Annotated in this window: 16 protein-coding genes and 1 pseudogene; 8 read left to right on the top strand and 9 right to left on the bottom strand. The window is 63.3% G+C overall.

Annotation, left to right across the window (positions count from 1 at the left end; translation table 11 throughout):
• Positions 1 to 106: 106 nt before the first annotated feature.
• Complete coding sequence (locus FSZ31_RS02985; protein WP_147121549.1) at positions 107 to 385, top strand: hypothetical protein; 279 nt, start codon at positions 107 to 109, stop codon at positions 383 to 385.
• A 9-nt stretch (positions 386 to 394) separates the two neighbouring features.
• On the opposite strand, the gene FSZ31_RS02980 is transcribed toward FSZ31_RS02985, so the two are convergent.
• The 3 genes from FSZ31_RS02980 to FSZ31_RS02970 all read right to left on the bottom strand — a co-directional run bounded on the left by FSZ31_RS02980 (position 395) and on the right by FSZ31_RS02970 (position 2,484).
• Positions 395 to 1,246 (bottom strand): MipA/OmpV family protein, encoded by an 852-nt coding sequence (locus tag FSZ31_RS02980; RefSeq protein WP_147121548.1) that lies wholly within the window; start codon positions 1,244 to 1,246, stop codon positions 395 to 397.
• A 69-nt stretch (positions 1,247 to 1,315) separates the two neighbouring features.
• Positions 1,316 to 1,753 (bottom strand): DUF2141 domain-containing protein, encoded by a 438-nt coding sequence (locus FSZ31_RS02975; protein ID WP_147121547.1) that lies wholly within the window; start codon positions 1,751 to 1,753, stop codon positions 1,316 to 1,318.
• On the bottom strand, positions 1,750 to 2,484 hold the full coding sequence (locus FSZ31_RS02970) for a sterol desaturase family protein (RefSeq protein ID WP_147121546.1): 735 nt from the start codon (positions 2,482 to 2,484) through the stop codon (positions 1,750 to 1,752). The genes FSZ31_RS02975 and FSZ31_RS02970 overlap by 4 nt, the downstream gene beginning before the upstream one ends.
• A 66-nt stretch (positions 2,485 to 2,550) precedes the next feature.
• Here FSZ31_RS02970 and crtY point away from each other — a divergent pair, with 66 nt between their 5' ends.
• From crtY to lepA, 5 genes are all read left to right on the top strand, one after another.
• On the top strand, positions 2,551 to 3,717 hold the full coding sequence (gene crtY / locus FSZ31_RS02965) for a lycopene beta-cyclase CrtY (RefSeq protein ID WP_147121545.1): 1,167 nt from the start codon (positions 2,551 to 2,553) through the stop codon (positions 3,715 to 3,717).
• Positions 3,714 to 5,204, top strand: coding sequence for a phytoene desaturase (locus tag FSZ31_RS02960; protein ID WP_201739109.1), 1,491 nt, complete (start codon positions 3,714 to 3,716; stop codon positions 5,202 to 5,204). Before crtY ends, FSZ31_RS02960 begins: the two co-directional genes overlap by 4 nt.
• 5 nt (positions 5,205 to 5,209) lie before the next feature.
• The gene (locus FSZ31_RS02955; RefSeq protein ID WP_147122520.1) at positions 5,210 to 5,791 is read left to right on the top strand and encodes an LOG family protein; all 582 of its coding nucleotides are present in this window, start codon (positions 5,210 to 5,212) and stop codon (positions 5,789 to 5,791) included.
• 157 nt (positions 5,792 to 5,948) lie between these two features.
• On the top strand, positions 5,949 to 6,896 hold the full coding sequence (locus FSZ31_RS02950; protein ID WP_147121544.1) for a phytoene/squalene synthase family protein: 948 nt from the start codon (positions 5,949 to 5,951) through the stop codon (positions 6,894 to 6,896).
• Between the two features lie 131 nt (positions 6,897 to 7,027).
• The gene (gene lepA / locus FSZ31_RS02945) at positions 7,028 to 8,845 is read left to right on the top strand and encodes a translation elongation factor 4 (protein ID WP_147121543.1); all 1,818 of its coding nucleotides are present in this window, start codon (positions 7,028 to 7,030) and stop codon (positions 8,843 to 8,845) included.
• Positions 8,846 to 8,848: 3 nt separating this feature from the next.
• On the opposite strand, the gene FSZ31_RS02940 is transcribed toward lepA, so the two are convergent.
• The 3 genes from FSZ31_RS02940 to FSZ31_RS02930 are packed head-to-tail and all read right to left on the bottom strand — an operon-like array spanning position 8,849 to position 10,774.
• Positions 8,849 to 9,604 (bottom strand): hypothetical protein, encoded by a 756-nt coding sequence (locus tag FSZ31_RS02940; RefSeq protein WP_147121542.1) that lies wholly within the window; start codon positions 9,602 to 9,604, stop codon positions 8,849 to 8,851.
• The gene (locus FSZ31_RS02935; protein WP_147121541.1) at positions 9,597 to 10,292 is read right to left on the bottom strand and encodes a hypothetical protein; all 696 of its coding nucleotides are present in this window, start codon (positions 10,290 to 10,292) and stop codon (positions 9,597 to 9,599) included. Before FSZ31_RS02935 ends, FSZ31_RS02940 begins: the two co-directional genes overlap by 8 nt.
• Before the next feature lie 23 nt (positions 10,293 to 10,315).
• Positions 10,316 to 10,774 carry a hypothetical protein gene (locus FSZ31_RS02930; RefSeq protein WP_147121540.1) on the bottom strand — a complete coding sequence of 153 codons (459 nt, stop codon included), beginning with the start codon at positions 10,772 to 10,774 and terminating at the stop codon, positions 10,316 to 10,318.
• Between the two features lie 274 nt (positions 10,775 to 11,048).
• Here FSZ31_RS02930 and FSZ31_RS13085 point away from each other — a divergent pair.
• A pseudogene (locus tag FSZ31_RS13085) lies at positions 11,049 to 11,177 on the top strand (HNH endonuclease); the annotation flags it as partial.
• 30 nt (positions 11,178 to 11,207) lie between these two features.
• Positions 11,208 to 11,351 (top strand): hypothetical protein, encoded by a 144-nt coding sequence (locus FSZ31_RS12950; RefSeq protein WP_236643635.1) that lies wholly within the window; start codon positions 11,208 to 11,210, stop codon positions 11,349 to 11,351.
• A gap of 138 nt (positions 11,352 to 11,489) precedes the next feature.
• Here FSZ31_RS12950 and FSZ31_RS02920 read toward each other — a convergent pair whose 3' ends face one another.
• The 3 genes from FSZ31_RS02920 to FSZ31_RS02910 all read right to left on the bottom strand — a co-directional run bounded on the left by FSZ31_RS02920 (position 11,490) and on the right by FSZ31_RS02910 (position 15,440).
• Positions 11,490 to 11,708, bottom strand: a complete 219-nt coding sequence (locus tag FSZ31_RS02920) for a hypothetical protein (RefSeq protein WP_147121538.1) — start codon at positions 11,706 to 11,708, stop codon at positions 11,490 to 11,492.
• Positions 11,709 to 11,779: 71 nt separating this feature from the next.
• Positions 11,780 to 13,123 (bottom strand): spinster family MFS transporter, encoded by a 1,344-nt coding sequence (locus FSZ31_RS02915; RefSeq protein ID WP_147121537.1) that lies wholly within the window; start codon positions 13,121 to 13,123, stop codon positions 11,780 to 11,782.
• A 58-nt stretch (positions 13,124 to 13,181) separates the two neighbouring features.
• Positions 13,182 to 15,440 (bottom strand): TonB-dependent receptor, encoded by a 2,259-nt coding sequence (locus FSZ31_RS02910; protein ID WP_147121536.1) that lies wholly within the window; start codon positions 15,438 to 15,440, stop codon positions 13,182 to 13,184.
• Positions 15,441 to 15,570 lie beyond the last annotated feature (130 nt).

Below are 15,570 nucleotides of genomic sequence, written 5' to 3'. Positions count from 1 at the left end.
ATCAGGTTCGACGGGTCGCGGGCTATTCCGCTCTCAACCGGCGTTTGCGCGCGCGGCTCCCCGGGGATGCGTGGACAATAGGAGCGCAGGGCCGCATAGTCCAGCGATGGACACGCTAGAATTTCCGGGCGACGACGACGAGCGCGCCGCGATGCGCGCGCGATTGCGGGCCGCCCCCTCGCCCGCCAAGCGCGGCGGGATGGCGCTGACGCTGCTCGCGCTGATGCTGTTCGCATCGCCGCAACTGACCGGACGCAGCGAGATTGGCGGACTGGACACCGCAACGCTCGGCTGGATCGCGCTCGCCGCCGGCTGGGTCCTGCTGATCGCCGGAATCATCATCCGCGCAAGGCGCTTTCGCGCGCTGGCGGGACCGAAGACCTAGCAGCGACGATCAGAAGGTATAGGCAAGGCCGGCGCCGACGATCCACTGGTCGGGCGACCCCGCGATGCTCGTGACCGGGCTGCGGCGGGCGTCGCCGGCGAGGCGCGAATAGCCTGCGAGCGCAAAGGCGCTGAGCCCGCCGTTGAGCAGGTTGCCGTCGAAGTCATAGGCACCGAGCAGCGTCGGGCCGTAGCTCTTGAGCCCGCCCTTGGCCTGAAACGCGGGCAGGCCGCTGGCGAGCGCGCCGGTCGGCGACACCGAGAAATTATAGTCGGCATATTTGTCATCGACGAATTCGCCCGAGACCGACAGGACGACCGCCGCGGCGCGGCTGAGCGGGGTGAAATAGCTGATCCCCGGCGCGATCACGCGGCCCTTGTGCGCGCCCGCGATATCGTAACGCAGGTCGCTCGAGACGGTCAGCGCGTCATAGTCGCTGAGCAGCTTGTAAAAGGTGACGCCGGCATTGGCGCCGACCTCGACCGCGGCGTCGAGCTTGCCGAGCGCGCGCACCTGTGGATCCTTGATCTTGCCGGTGCGGTTGGCGCGATAGCGGATCACCGGACCGAGCGAAAAGCCGACCTTGGCGTCCCTGGCATCGGGAATGAAGTCGAGCGCGAGGCCGCCGGGACGCGGCGAGATCGCGACGCCGCCCAGATTGCCCTGGATCAGCGGCGCGGGGAAAATCTCGTATTCGTCGCCGCCTTCATATTGCGCGCCGTAGCCGAGCCCCACGCCGAGCGTGAGATAGTCGCCGTCGAAGACGCTGGCTTCGGGCGCGACGTCCGACTGGGCGAAGGCAGGCGTGGCGGCGGCGAACGCGATACACGCGGCCGCAAGGCGAAATGTGGACTTTGGCATGAAAGGCTTCCCGATTGTTACGCGACCATAACGCTCGCCAAGCCAAGCGGTTGCAGCGGCGAGGCCGGTTCAGAAGATATATTTCATGTGGATCGTCTGGCGCGCCGGGCCGCCGGCAAGGTCGAAACTGGCGGCGGAGAAGGCCGGCGGGCCGAAACCGATCGGCGGATTGCGCGAAAAGCCGAAGCCTTCGCGCGGCACGATCAGCCGCTTGTCGAGCTTGCCATTGCGGTTTTCGTCATGGATCGCCGCGACCGCATAATCGCCCGGAGCGAGGCCGACGACGGGAATCGAACCCGCATTCGCCGCGTCGACAATGAGGCGGCGCGCCTTGGTGTCGCCGGTGCAATCAGGAAAGGCGCTCGCCTGGGACGTGACGCAGATCATCACCGTGCCGCGATCCGAGCGAAGATTGTCGATCGACAGAGTGAGATCGGCGGTCGGCATCGCCCCGCCCGCCACGAGCGCGATGGCGAGCGCCGCGGCGCCCTTTGTCAGGTGATTCATCGGTTGTTCCCCGTGAAGCCGCCAATGCCCCCGTCGGTGCCGCACAGGCGATCCCAGACGCGAAAATAGAGGCCGTAATTGCAAGCGTAGCGATCATGATGCCGCTGGTGATGGCTCGCGGTTATCAGCCATCGTCCTAACCGCCCATGAACCAGACCGCGCGGAAACATCTCCCAGCCCATGTGATTGGTCACGCCCATCACCGTCATGATCGTCAGGACGACGAACAATGCGCCGACATGGATCGGCACGATAAAGACCAGGGCCGGAATGACGAGCGCGCCGGTCAGCGCTTCGAGCGGGTGGAAGCTCATCGCCGCCCAGGCGGTCGGCGGGCGGCTGGCGTGGTGGACCGCGTGCATCGCGCGAAACCAGCGCGGGCGGTGCATCAGCCGGTGCGTCCAGTAGAACCACGTGTCGTGCGCGAACAGATAGGCGAGCACCGAGGCCGGCAGCCACCAGATCGGATAGGCGCCGACGTCGCTATAGACGCGCGTCCAGCCGTGCTCCGCCCAGCCCCAGGCAACGATCCCGGCGGGGATGCCGTAGATCGCCGCGCTGGCGAGGCTCCAGCCGATTTCGCGCGCGATCTGGCGATCGAGCCCGCGATACAGGCCGCGCGACCTCAGCCGCGTGGCGAGCGCAAAGCCGCCACTGACCGCGAGATAGCGCAGCCCGACAATGGCCGACATCGCGAGCGCGGAGAGCAGGATGGCAAGGCTGGTCGACATCGCGGTGGCCTACGCCATTCGCAACGGCGATTGAAGCGGCAAGTCGCGCCCGCTAGGTCAGCACGCATGACGAGCGAGGACAGTTACGACATCATCATTGTCGGCGGGGGGCTGGCGGGGGGGCTGGCGGCGCTGGCGCTCAAACGCGCGCGCCCCGATATCCGCCTGCTGCTGGTCGAAGCGAGCGGCACGCTGGGCGGCAACCATATCTGGTCTTTCTTCGCCAGCGACCTCGATGCTGCGGGACACAATCTCGTCGCGCCGCTGATCGCGCATCGCTGGGCGGGCAACGAGGTCGTCTTTCCCGCCTATCAGCGGCGGCTCGAAGGCCCCTATGCATCGATCCCGAGCTGGCATTTCGAGCGCGTCCTGCGCGCCCGGCTGGGCGACGACGCGATATTGATGCACACACCGGTGGGCACGATCACGCCGGGATCGGTCAGGCTGGCCGATGACACGCGCGTGTACGGGCCGGTGCTCGATTGCCGCGGCGCGGGCAACCTCGTCCATCTCGACCTGGGCTGGCAGAAATTCGTCGGGCGCGTCCTGAGCCTCGAGCACAAGCACGGCGTCGAACGACCGACGATCATGGATGCCAGCGTCGCGCAGATCGACGGCTATCGTTTCGTCTATGTCCTGCCGCTCGATTCCCGCGAGATTTTCGTCGAGGACACCTATTACAGCGACACGCCCGCGCTCGACAGCGACGCGCTGGGCACACGGATCGCCGCCTATGCCGAAAGCCGCGGCTGGCAGGGGGCGAGCGTCACGCACGAGGAAAGCGGCGTGCTGCCGGTGGTGATGTCGGGCGATTTCGCCGCCTATTGGCAAAGCGGCGGGACCGACATCGCCAAGGGCGGCGTGCGCGCCGGGCTGTTCCACCCGATGACGAGCTATTCGCTGCCCGAGGCGGCGCGCTTTGCCCTCGCGCTGGGCGAGGCGTGGGCGCCAAACGGAGGCATTCCCGACCTGCACCGCTGGACGCGCGACTATGCCAAGGCACGCTGGCGCGCCAACAGTTTTTACCGCCTGCTCGCGCGAATGCTGTTCCGCGCCGCCGAACCGGACGAACGCTATCGCCTGCTCGAGCGCTTCTACCGCCTGCCCGAAGCGCTGATCGGCCGCTTCTATGCCGGCCAGTCGACTCTTTTCGACAAGCTGCGCATCTTGTCGGGCAAGCCGCCCGTAGCCATAGGTAAGGCTCTCCAGGCAATGATCGGAAAACGTGCGTGAGCAAAACAGGCAAGACCGTGGCGGTCATCGGCGCGGGTTTCGGCGGGCTGGCGCTCGCGATCCGGCTGCAGGCGGCGGGGCACGATGTCACCGTGATCGAAGCGCGCGACCGGCCGGGCGGGCGCGCCTATTTCTGGGAACGTGACGGTTTCGTGTTCGATGCCGGACCGACGGTCATCACCGACCCGCCGTGCCTGGCCGAACTGTGGGCGCTGAGCGGGCACGACATCGCCGACGATATCGAGCTGATGCCGGTCATGCCGTTCTATCGGCTCAACTGGCCCGACGGGACCAACTTCGATTATTCGAACGACGAGCCGCAGCTGCTGGCCGAGATCGCCAAGCTCAACCCCGACGATGTCGCGGGATACGAGAAATTCCTGACCTATTCGGCCGGGGTCTATGAAGAGGGCTATGAGAAGCTCGGTCACGTCGCCTTTCTCGATTTCAAGTCGATGATTGCCGCTGCGCCCAAGTTGATGAAATACCAGGCGTGGCGATCGGTCTATTCGATCGTGTCGAGCTATGTGACCGACGAGCGATTGCGCCAGGCGCTGAGCTTTCACACGCTGCTCGTCGGCGGCAACCCGATGACGACGAGCGCGATCTATGCACTGATCCACAAGCTCGAAAAGGACGGCGGCGTGTGGTTTGCGCGCGGCGGGACCAACCGGCTGATCGCCGCAATGGTGACGCAGTTCGAGCGGATCGGCGGCCGCATGCGGGTCGGCGATCCGGTCTGGGAAATCGAGACCGACGGCGCGCGAGCAACCGGGGTATTGTGCAAGAGCCGCTGGCGGATCGACGTCGATGCGGTCGTGTCGAACGGCGATATCGTTCACAGCTATCGTGACCTGCTGGGCAAGTCGGCGCGCGGCAAGAAGGCGGCCAAGGCCTTGATGCGCAAATCCTATTCGCCGTCGCTGTTCGTCGTCCATTTCGGCGTGAAGGGGGAATTTCCCGAGATCCCGCACCACATGATCCTGTTCGGGCCGCGCTACGAAGGCCTGCTCAACGACATCTATCGCAAGGGCATATTGCCCGACGACTTCTCGCTCTACCTCCACCATCCGACGGTGACCGACCCGAGCATGGCGCCGCCGGGACATTCGACATTTTACGCGCTCGCGCCGGTCGCGCATCTCGGCCAGCTCGATATCGACTGGGAGGTCGAAGGACCGAAACTCGAGAAACGCATCCTCGACGAGATCGCGGCGCGGCTGATCCCCGACCTGCACGATCGGATCGTCACCAAGTTCAGCTACAGCCCGAAGGATTTCTCGGTCGATCTCAATGCACATCTCGGCAGCGCGTTCAGCCTCGAGCCGACGCTGACGCAGAGCGCCTATTTCCGGGTCCACAATCGCGACGATGTGCTTCGCAACCTTTACTTCGTCGGCGCGGGCACGCATCCGGGCGCCGGCATTCCCGGCGTCGTCGGCAGCGCCAAGGCAACCGCGCGATTGATGCTGGAGGATTTGAAGTGACGACGATGAAACGCCTCGCGGTCTATTGCGGGTCGGCCTCGCCCGAGGACACCGCCTATATCGAAAACGCGCGCGCGGTCGGGCGGGTGCTGGCCGAGCGTGGCATCGGCGTCGTCTATGGCGGCGGGCGGCTCGGCCTGATGGGTGCGGTCGCCGATGCGGCATTGGAAGCCGGCGGCGAGGTGATCGGCGTGATCCCCGAGGCTTTGGTCCATGCCGAGGTCGCGCATTGCGGTTGCACCGAGCTCCACACCGTCAAGGACATGCACGAGCGCAAGCGCATGTTCACCGATCTTTCCGACGGCTTCGTCACCCTGCCCGGCGGCGTCGGGACGATGGACGAACTGTGGGAGGCGATCAGCTGGGCGCAGCTGGGCTATCACGAAAAGCCCGTCGGCCTGCTCAACGTCGCAGGCTTCTACGACGGACTCGTCGCGTTTCGCGATACGATGATATCAACGGGCTTCATCCGGCCGCAGCACGCCGAGATCATGGTCGTCGCCGACGAGATCGACGCGCTGCTGGCGAAGATGGGCGACTATACGCCGCACCAGACGATCTTCCGGATGACGGCCGACCAGTTGTGAGCGCGACCTTTGCATTGAGCCGGGCTTGGCAAAGCCAAGCCCTATGCGCGGCACCAGCCCGCTCCCCCTCCCGGCCACCCATAGCGTACAATTCCGTTGGGTGGCCGGGAGGGGGAGCGGGCCGGTGCCGCCTCCGCCGTAAGGCGGAGAAGGACTCATGAGTCCCGACACCGACCCCGTATTGTTTTCCGAAGTGCGCGAGGTCATCGCCAAGGGGTCGAAATCGTTCGCGCTGGCGAGCCAGCTGTTCTCCGACCCGATGCGCAGCCACGCGCATTTGCTCTATGCCTGGGCGCGGGCGTGCGACGACCTGGTCGACGGGCAGGACATGGGCGGCGCGATGAGCCACGTGCCCGACCCCAAGGACCGCGTCGCCGAGATCCGCGGGCAGACGCACCGCGCCTTTGCCGGGCAGCGCGTCGATGCGCTGCCGTTCCGCGCGATCGCCGCGGTCGCCGCCAACTGCCGCATCCCGCGCGCCTATGCCGACGACGTCATCGAAGGGTTTGCACTCGATGCGCAGGACTGGCGCCCGCGCAGCGAGGCCGATTTGCTCAAATACTGCTACCACGTCGCCGGCGCGATCGGCTGCATGATGGCGATCATCATGGGCGTGCGCCCCGACGATACCGACACGCTCGACCGGGCGAGCGACCTCGGCATCGCCTTCCAGCTCGCCAACATCGCGCGCGATATCGAGGAAGATGCCGCCGCCGACCGCTGCTATCTGCCGCTCGAATGGCTCGTCGAAATGGACATTCCGCCGGGCGAGCACATGAAACCGCAATATCGCGACCGCCTGTCGGTGATGGCCGGGTGGCTCGCCGAATATGCCGAGGAGTACGCCGCCAGCGCGCGCATCGGCGCGGCACGCCTGCCCTTTCGGGCGCGCTGGGCGGTGCTCGCGGCGACGGGGATTTACGGCGACATCGCGCGTGCGGTGCGCAAGCGCGGCGACCATGCCTGGGACCATCGCGTGACGACGAGCAAGCTCGCCAAGATCGGCTGGGTCGCGCGCGCGGGGTACGAGGCGGCGACGCCGCGCGCGCTCGCCCGCGACGGGATGCGCGACCGATCGAAGCTGTGGACGCGGCCTAGGCACTAGTGCGTCCCCGCCACCCCTGCTAAGCGCGCACTGACCTCAACCCGCTCAGGCTGAGCCTGTCGAAGCCCAGGCGCGCGCCGCCCCTTCGACAGGCTCAGGGTGAGCGGCCAGAAAAGTACCCAGATCGTCCAATGACCGACCTTAGCCACATCCGCAATTTTTCCATCATCGCGCATATCGACCATGGGAAGAGCACGCTCGCAGACCGGCTGATCCAGCAGACCGGCGGGCTGACCGAGCGCGAGATGACGAGCCAGGTGCTCGACAACATGGAGATCGAGCAGGAGCGCGGGATCACGATCAAGGCGCAGACGGTGCGCCTCAATTATGTCGCGAACAACGGCGAGACGTACGAGCTCAACCTGATGGACACGCCGGGCCATGTCGATTTCGCCTATGAGGTCAGCCGCAGCCTGGCCGCGTGCGAGGGCGCGCTGCTGGTCGTCGACGCGGCGCAGGGGGTCGAGGCGCAGACGCTCGCCAATGTCTACCAGTCGATCGAGCACGACCACGAGATCGTCCCGGTGATCAACAAGATCGACCTGCCCGCCGCCGACCCCGAGCGCGTGCGGACCGAGATCGAGGACATCATCGGCATCGATGCGTCCGAGGCGGTGCTGACCAGCGCCAAGTCGGGAATCGGCATCGCCGAAACGCTGGAAGCGATCGTCGCCAAGATCCCGCCGCCCAAGGGCGACCGCGACGCGCCGCTGAAGGCGATGCTGGTCGACAGCTGGTACGACCCGTATCTCGGCGTCGTGATCCTCGTCCGCGTGATCGACGGGGTCCTGAAAAAAGGCCTGCGCGTCAAATTCATGCAGGCGGGGACCGAGCATTTGATCGACCGCGTCGGCTGCTTCCGGCCCAAGATCGAGCAGCTGCCCGAGCTCGGCCCCGGCGAGATCGGTTTCATCACCGCACAGATCAAGGAGGTCGCGCAGACCGCGGTCGGCGACACGATCACCACCGTCGTTCGCCCCGCCGCCAAGGCGCTGCCGGGCTTCAAGCAGGTCCAGCCGGTCGTGTTCTGCGGCATGTTCCCGGTCGATGCGGCGGACTTTGAAAAACTGCGCGAGAGCATTTCGCGGCTGCGGCTCAATGATGCGAGCTTCAGTTTCGAGATGGAGACGAGCGCGGCGCTGGGCTTCGGCTTTCGCTGCGGGTTCCTGGGCCTGCTCCACCTCGAGATCATCCAGGAGCGGCTGACGCGCGAATATGATCTCGACCTGATCACGACCGCGCCGTCGGTCGTCTATCGCATCCAGCTCAACAAATCGCGCACCGACGACGCGCGCGAGATCATGCTGCACAACCCCGCCGACTATCCCGACCCGAGCCGCATCGCGAGCATCGAGGAGCCGTGGATCAAGGCGGTGATCTATACCCCCGACGAATATCTCGGCAGTATCCTGAAGCTGTGCCAGGACCGGCGCGGGGTGCAGAAGGACCTGACCTATGTCGGCGGGCGCGCGCAGGTGACGTACGAGTTACCGCTCAACGAGGTGGTGTTCGATTTCTACGACCGGTTGAAGAGCATCAGCCGCGGCTATGCCAGCTTCGATTACGAGCAGATCGGGCTGCGCGAGGGCGACCTCGTCAAGATGAACATCCTGGTCAATGCAGAGCCGGTCGACGCGCTGAGCATGATCGTCCACCGCGGCGTCGCCGAGGCGCGCGGGCGGCACATGTGCGAGCGGCTGAAGGACCTCATCCCGCGCCACCTGTTCAAGGTCCCGATCCAGGCCGCGATCGGCGGCAAGGTGATCGCGCGCGAAACGATCGCCGCGATGCGCAAGGACGTCACCGCGAAATGCTATGGCGGCGATATCTCGCGCAAGAAGAAGCTGCTCGACAAGCAGAAAAAGGGGAAGGCGCGGATGCGCGAGTATGGGAGCGTGAGCATCCCGCAGGAGGCGTTTATCGCTGCGTTGCGGATGGGGGAGGAGTAGAGATTAAACGATGAGAATCTTTGACAAGTGTGATTCGCCTTCTGACGTAATGTGATACCGCGCATCTATGGACTGATGCACAAAACGCTCGCCCATCAATGCTTGGAGAGAGGTTGTAACAGAACTTGGACTGCACTTAGCAGCAACACCCAGTTCACGACGAGAAAGTCCGGCTGTAACGTTATGAGCGAGCAAAAGTAGGATTTCGGTTTTTGGCTTGACCTTACGGGACACGAAAACCTCTCCATTGATCGACTCAATAAGTGGAATTTTCGTTCTGCTGAGCGCAGCCATCCGACTCTCTACATCGCGCGCATCACTGATATGAAATTCACGGATTAGTTCCGCGACAGTCCAGCTTGCTGCAGCAACACACATGGCCAGATCGATTGGCCGAGCATCAATTTCTTTTACATGTACAGCATCTCGTTTGCTGCGAATGTTATACGCCATCCCGTAGAGAGCTTTCGGAATAAGAAGACGTAGGCTTTCCGGTAGAGCTGTTGCATTTTCGACTTCGCGTATTTTTGCTGCAACCGATTTTATCTCTTTGGGCAAATTTCCGGTTATCTTAAAGTCGATAGCTCGCAAAAGATGCTCAACGAATCTGCCCGCCTGCATCAACCCGTCATCCAGTTTTCCTTGTCGGAACTTTTGAAGAAGGTTTATATAGGTCTGAAGAATATCGTCGACAACATTCTCGGGAAAATGAGCAATCAAATCTGATCGGGTTTCGGCAATAATTGTTGCGTCATTCATGATCTGAATAAGCCCAGACTTTGCGTCCGTCTGATTCAATTTTTTCTCGCTTGAGCACGTTCTGTCTCACAGCTTTCAGTACGAGTCCAGATAGAGCACTTTGAGGGAAGATAAGCCCACGGTCTTCCAGCTTATTTTTTAGATTCGCAAGTGTCCTAGGGCTTTTGAAGAAACCATGACCAACGAGGTCCTCAAATGCATCGGACGCTGAACCCCCGCCTCTTTGCTTTTTCGATCTTACCTTAGTTTTATCTGAATTCGCATTCGAACGCGAAGTGTGCTTGGCGGGAGGTCTACGTTTAGATGGCTTTGACTCACCTTTCACATAAGCTTCAATATGTGTCAGATTCGCCGACTGAATTGAATAATGACCTGCATCGTTTGCTAGTAGATGCAAATCTTTCAATTTCTTGAGAACTGGCCGAAGTGAGCCACCGGGGATACCTAGGGCCGACCCAAGGTCAGCAGGTTTGGTTGGGTGTTCGGGAGGTGTATCGCTTACGAAAGGCCAGCCTGCGACTGCCGTAAGATAAACCAGAACCTTATTCTCATGAGACAAAGCGACGCCGCTGGGAGTGAATATAATTCGCTCTGCACTAGGATCGTATTTGACAAATGGAGCAATCACACTTTCAATAGCGCCTTCATCCAGTTTCGATGCGTCAGCTATGAGATCCTTCAGCGACATTATTTTTCTCCAAATTTTCCAAACTAACTTTTAAAGTTGGTCTCTACCGCCGTTGCGCCGCTGTTCGTTACATGAAACTTACTTTTTTCGCCGGCATCATCAAGCCAGCCTGCAGCCACAGCCTTGCTAATATCTCGGCTAAGATTTCCAGGCATTTGCTCTCGGGCACTTCGGTATCCTTCCTCAATGTCTGATTTGGTGAAGGCAGACACCCCTTTGTAATCATGCAAATAAGTACCAATCGTGGCTATTCTTTCGACATGAGTAGAAGGGCCTATCCCCGACATAAACTCTCGCAACGAAATAGGCCTGCGTGATTGTTGTTCGACTGATGTTTGGGGGTCTTGCCCGGCTGCGATCGATCCAGCTTGCTTCCCCATTATCGCGGCAAGCACCCGAAACGCGTCTTCTTCACTCAGGCTGCGCTCTACGCTGATGCCTGGGCCGCTTAAACTAACTTCAAATTCGCGGTCTTCTGACATGGTGAACTCCATTATGATTCGTCTTAAGTAGTTTAGGTACGCGAAATGTCAAGCGACTCTTCAAAACTAATGTGTCTTATATTATATGAACCCACGTAAAGGCGTAATTTAGTTGATATTTGATATCGAAAATAACCCACGCGGATCAGATGGTACAGACTTGATGGAAGCGGTAGAATGACGGGAGCCGAATTTGCTTGTTAGTTCAGTAAGTTAAGTGATCTGAGTATTTATGGGGTAGCCTGCGTTGTAGCCGGGCCGCGTTTTCCCATTCATATTAGCTGCGTGGGGGCAGCTTGCAGCGCAGGCAGCGCATGTCAGGCTGGTCGAGCATGGCGGGCCCGACAGTATCCGCGACGGGCTAGCGCTGTCAGGCACCGCGCACTGGATGTTCGATCGCGGGTTGATTGGGCTGTCGGATAATCTCGACATCATGATCTCGCGGCAGGTCAATGATCGGCCCAGCGTCGAAGCGATCAGCAATCGCACCGGCAAGGCGATGGCGCCCGCGCGCGAAGCTGAGCGGCCGCACCCGGCGTTTCTTGCGTGGCATCGCGAGAATTGTTTCAAGCGCTAGGGAGTCTTTTGTTTTGGCCTCAAGCGCCGGGCGGCGGGCATCCGCCCGCCTTAGCTGCCTCGCATAAGCTCGGGCGGCCGTTCGGCCTTGCGGTCGGCTAGTCGCCGACCGGACTTGCGTGCCAACGCTCGTGTTCCATCATTCCTCCCCCTCCCCCTGCACCCACGCGGCCCAGCTGTCCTCGGTTCCGGCGGCTTCCCACAGGCGCTGGTCGCGGGCCATGCGGGCTTCGGCCTCTGCGCGGGCGCGGTGGCGGTCCTGGACGTTGGGGCCGCCCCAGACCGCCGCGTGCGGCGCGACGCGGCGGCTGTGGTCGATCGGCGGGCGCGGCGGATCGGCGAGCTCTCTCCAGATCACGCGGCGCATATTGTCGAGATGCTCGCTGAGCGGGCTGATCCACGGCTCGACAGGGGGTTTGCCCCCCTCGCCTAGCCCTCGACCCAGTCCTTGCGCAGGGCTGTGGCGCCTAGCGCCATGAGGAGCGCGGCGATGAGGTAGAAGCCCAGCGCGGCGAGCATGGCGTAGCGGAGCGCCTCTGCGCCGTAGCTTGCGGTCATTGCGTCGCTCAACGCGCCGAGGACGAGCGTGCCGAGGCCGAGGCCGATCGCGTTGTTGATGAACAGGAAGCTCGCCGAGGCGGTCGCGCGCTGTTCCGCGGGGACGAGGTGCTGGATCGCGGTGATGACGGGGGCGAGCCAGATATAGGCGAGCGCCTGTGGCACGACGGCGAAGGCGAAGGCGGTGGCGGGGCTGCTCGACAGGAAGGCGGCGGCGAACAGCGGTACCGCGATAACAAAGGCGATCGCGGGGACGCGCGCGTACATCGCGCGGTCGCCGCCGCCGAGCCTGTCACCGAGCCAGCCGCCGGCCAGCACGCCCGCGACGCCGCCGATGAGCAGGATGCCGCCGATGAACTGTCCGGTCGCGACGAGATCGAGCCCGAAGCTGCGCTGCATCAGGCTGGGCAGCCAGAAGGCGAGGCCATAGCCGCACAGCGAGCTCGACCCCGCGCCGAGGCTGAGCAGCCAGAAGCTCTTCTTGCGCGCGAGGGTGGCGAATACCGAGATGATGTCCCCCTCCCGCCTGCGGGAGGGGTTAGGGGTGGGCTGACTAGGCGCTGCTTCCAGCTTCTGCCCACCCCCGGCCCCTCCCGCAAGCGGGAGGGGGGACTGGCGCGCGCGGTCCTTGACGAGGAACTTGAACGGGATCGCGACGATCAGGCCGGCGAGGCCGAGGCCGATGAACGCGGTGCGCCAGTCGAACGCGGCGGCGATGCGCGCGCCGAACAGGACGCCCGCAGCCGATCCCAGCGGAATGCCGAGCGAATAGACCGCGAGCGCGCGGGCGCGGCTCTGCGGCGGGAAATAGTCGGCGATCAGGGCATAGCTGGGGGCGACGCCGCCCGCTTCGCCGACGCCGACGCCGACGCGCGCGAGGAACATCTGCCAGAATCCGGTGACGAAGCCGCACAGGGCGGTAAAGCCGCTCCACACGCCGAGGCTGATGGCGATCGTCCAGCTGCGGCTGGTGCGGTCGGCGACGAGTGCGAAGGGTATTCCCAATATCGCGTAGAGCAAGGCGAAGGCCGAGCCGCCAAGCAAGCCCATCTGCGTATCGCTAAAGCCGAGATCGGCCTGGATCGGGCCGGCAAGGATCGAGAGGATCTGCCGGTCGAGGAAGTTGAAGGTGTAGACGACGAGCAGCATCGCCAGGACGAGGCGGCGGCCGTGTACGGCGGAGCCGATCGGCGAGCTGGATGCGGGAGTGGTCATGCGGTGCGCGCTAGCGCGGCGCCAGGCGCCGCGCTAGCCACGATCCGACGCGCTGGCGTCAGTAGCGCACTTCGACCGTTGCCGTGACGGTGCGCGGCGGGCCGTAATAGCCGATGATCGAGTTGCCGTAGAGCGCGCCGGGGAAGTTGTAGCCGCCGACACGATAGCGTTCGTCGGTCAGGTTGCGCCCGGTGACGCCGAGACGGTAGCGACCGTCGCCCGAGGTCCAGTTGAGCGATGCCTGGACGAGGTAATAGCCGTCCTGGTCAAGCGCCGGGGTCGGGATTTCGAACAGGTTGTAATCGCTGCGCAACGAGACCGCGGGGGTGAACGAAAGCGTGCCGCCAGCGACATCCTCCGACCAGGTCGCCGAAATGTTGCCGGTGAACTTGGGCGTGTTCTGGAAGACGCGCGCGTTCGAAACGTCGACCGGGGTCGTGCCGCCGCCGACATAGGTGAAGAACTCCTTGTAGTCGGCATGCGTGTAGCCGAGCACGAGGCTGGCCTGGAAATGGCGCGAAGGCACCATCCGCGTTTCGAGCTCGAAGCCGTAGATGTCGGCCTTGCCGGCATTGTCGACGAAGCTGGCAATGCCGCCGCCCTGCGCGGGCGACTGGATCGTCACCTGCTGATCCTTGTACTTCGAAAAGAAGCCGGCGGTGTTGATGAACAGCGTGCGATCGAGGAACGCACCCTTCATGCCGAGCTCCCACGAATCGATCGTTTCGGGCTCATAACCGTTGACCGTGGTCGGGGTCAGGATGGCATCGCCGCGCATGTCGAAGCCACCCGATTTGAAGCCCTGGCCATAGCTGGCGTAGAAATTGAGATCGGTGCGTGGCTCGTAGCTGAGGCTGACGCGCGGGGTCAGCTTATCGAAGCTGCGGCTGTTGGTGTAATCGGTCCGCAGCAGTCCGGGAACCGCAGTGGCGTTGCCGAAATACGGGCTGCGCAGGCCGGTGAAGTTCTGCCGATAGACGGTGCCTGTCTTGTCATCCTTGGTATAGCGCAGGCCGGCCGACAGCTTGAGCTGATCGGTGACGTCGAAGCTGAAATCGCCAAACGCGGCGTAGCTCTTGGTCTTGACCGTGCCCGACGTCAGGATCGTCAGGTTGAGCAGGCCGACGACGGTATCGAACGCACCGCTGGCGCGGGCATCGAGATAATAGAGGCCGAACACGCCCTGCATCCGGTCGCCCTGATAGAGCAGCTGGATTTCCTGGGTGAACTGACGGTCGTCATATTCGGCCGGAATATCGAGCGTCGGCGCCGGCGTGTTGTCGAAATCGATCAGCGTGTCGGTGTGGCCGTCGCGATAGGCGGTGATCGTCTTGAGCGTCAGCGGGCCGCCGAGATCGAACTCGCCGGTGCCCGAAATGCCCTGGGCAAGGACGCGGTTGGTGTCGCCGATGCCGGCGCGCGTGTCATAGACGCTGGCGGTCGGTTCGTAGGATGGGAGGCCACCGTTGCCCGCGAGGCGCGTGCCGTGACGCGGGTTCGACTTGTCGAGCGTGCGGTCGGCAGCGATGCGGACGAAGACCGCGTCCGACGGAGTGAATTCGGCCGAGACGCGCGCAGCGAGCACGTCCTTGTCATACTGTTCGGCACCGGTGTTGAGGTTCTTGCCGTAACCGTCGCGCTTGTAGCGCGCGACCGCGGCGCCGATCGACAGCGAGTCGCCGACCGGCACCGTCACCTGGCCGATCAGGTCGAGCTGGTTGTACGAACCGTAGGATACGCGCGCACTGGCGTGATAGTCCGAGCCGAGCCGACGCGTGACGTACTTGACCGCGCCGCCGATCGTGTTGCGGCCATAGAGCGTGCCCTGCGGGCCGCGCAGCACTTCGATCCGGTCGACGTCGAAAATGTCGAGCACGGCGCCCTGCGGACGCGCGACGTAAACGTCGTCGAGATAGAGTGCGACGCCCGGTTCGAAGCCCCACAGCGGATCCTGCTGGCCGACGCCGCGGCTGAAGCCGATCAGCGTCGAGTTCGACCCGCGCGCGATCTGCAGCGTCAGGTTCGGGGTCTTGTCCTGCAATGCGGTAATATCGACCGCGCCGGTGCGGATCAGGCTGTCGCCGGTGACGACCGACATCGAGATCGGCACGTCGATCAGGCTTTCCTCGCGACGGCGCGCGGTAACGACGATTTCGTCACCTTCGGCTGCGACCTGGTCGGCGATCGGCGCGTCGGCATCGGCGGTCGCGACCGCGTCGTCGGACATGTCCTGTGCCATGGCGGGGCTGGCGGCGAGCGCGGCAAAGGCGGTCGAGCCGATTAGGGCAGCGAAAAACTGTGTACGAAAGCGGGTCATGCGGATCCTCCCTGGAATGATTCGGCGAGTCTGACACTCGCTCTTGATCGACCGCATACTGAAAGTTGAACCAGCTTTCAACTTGTTCTATTGCGTTTGCAATTACACCGTGGCCATAGAGCAACACGGG

Origin of the sequence: Flavisphingopyxis soli (assembly GCF_007995095.1) — a bacterium.
Lineage (GTDB): Bacteria > Pseudomonadota > Alphaproteobacteria > Sphingomonadales > Sphingomonadaceae > Flavisphingopyxis > Flavisphingopyxis soli.
The sequence above is the reverse complement of the archived record's forward strand: the minus strand, read 5'-3'. Positions and strand labels throughout refer to the sequence as shown.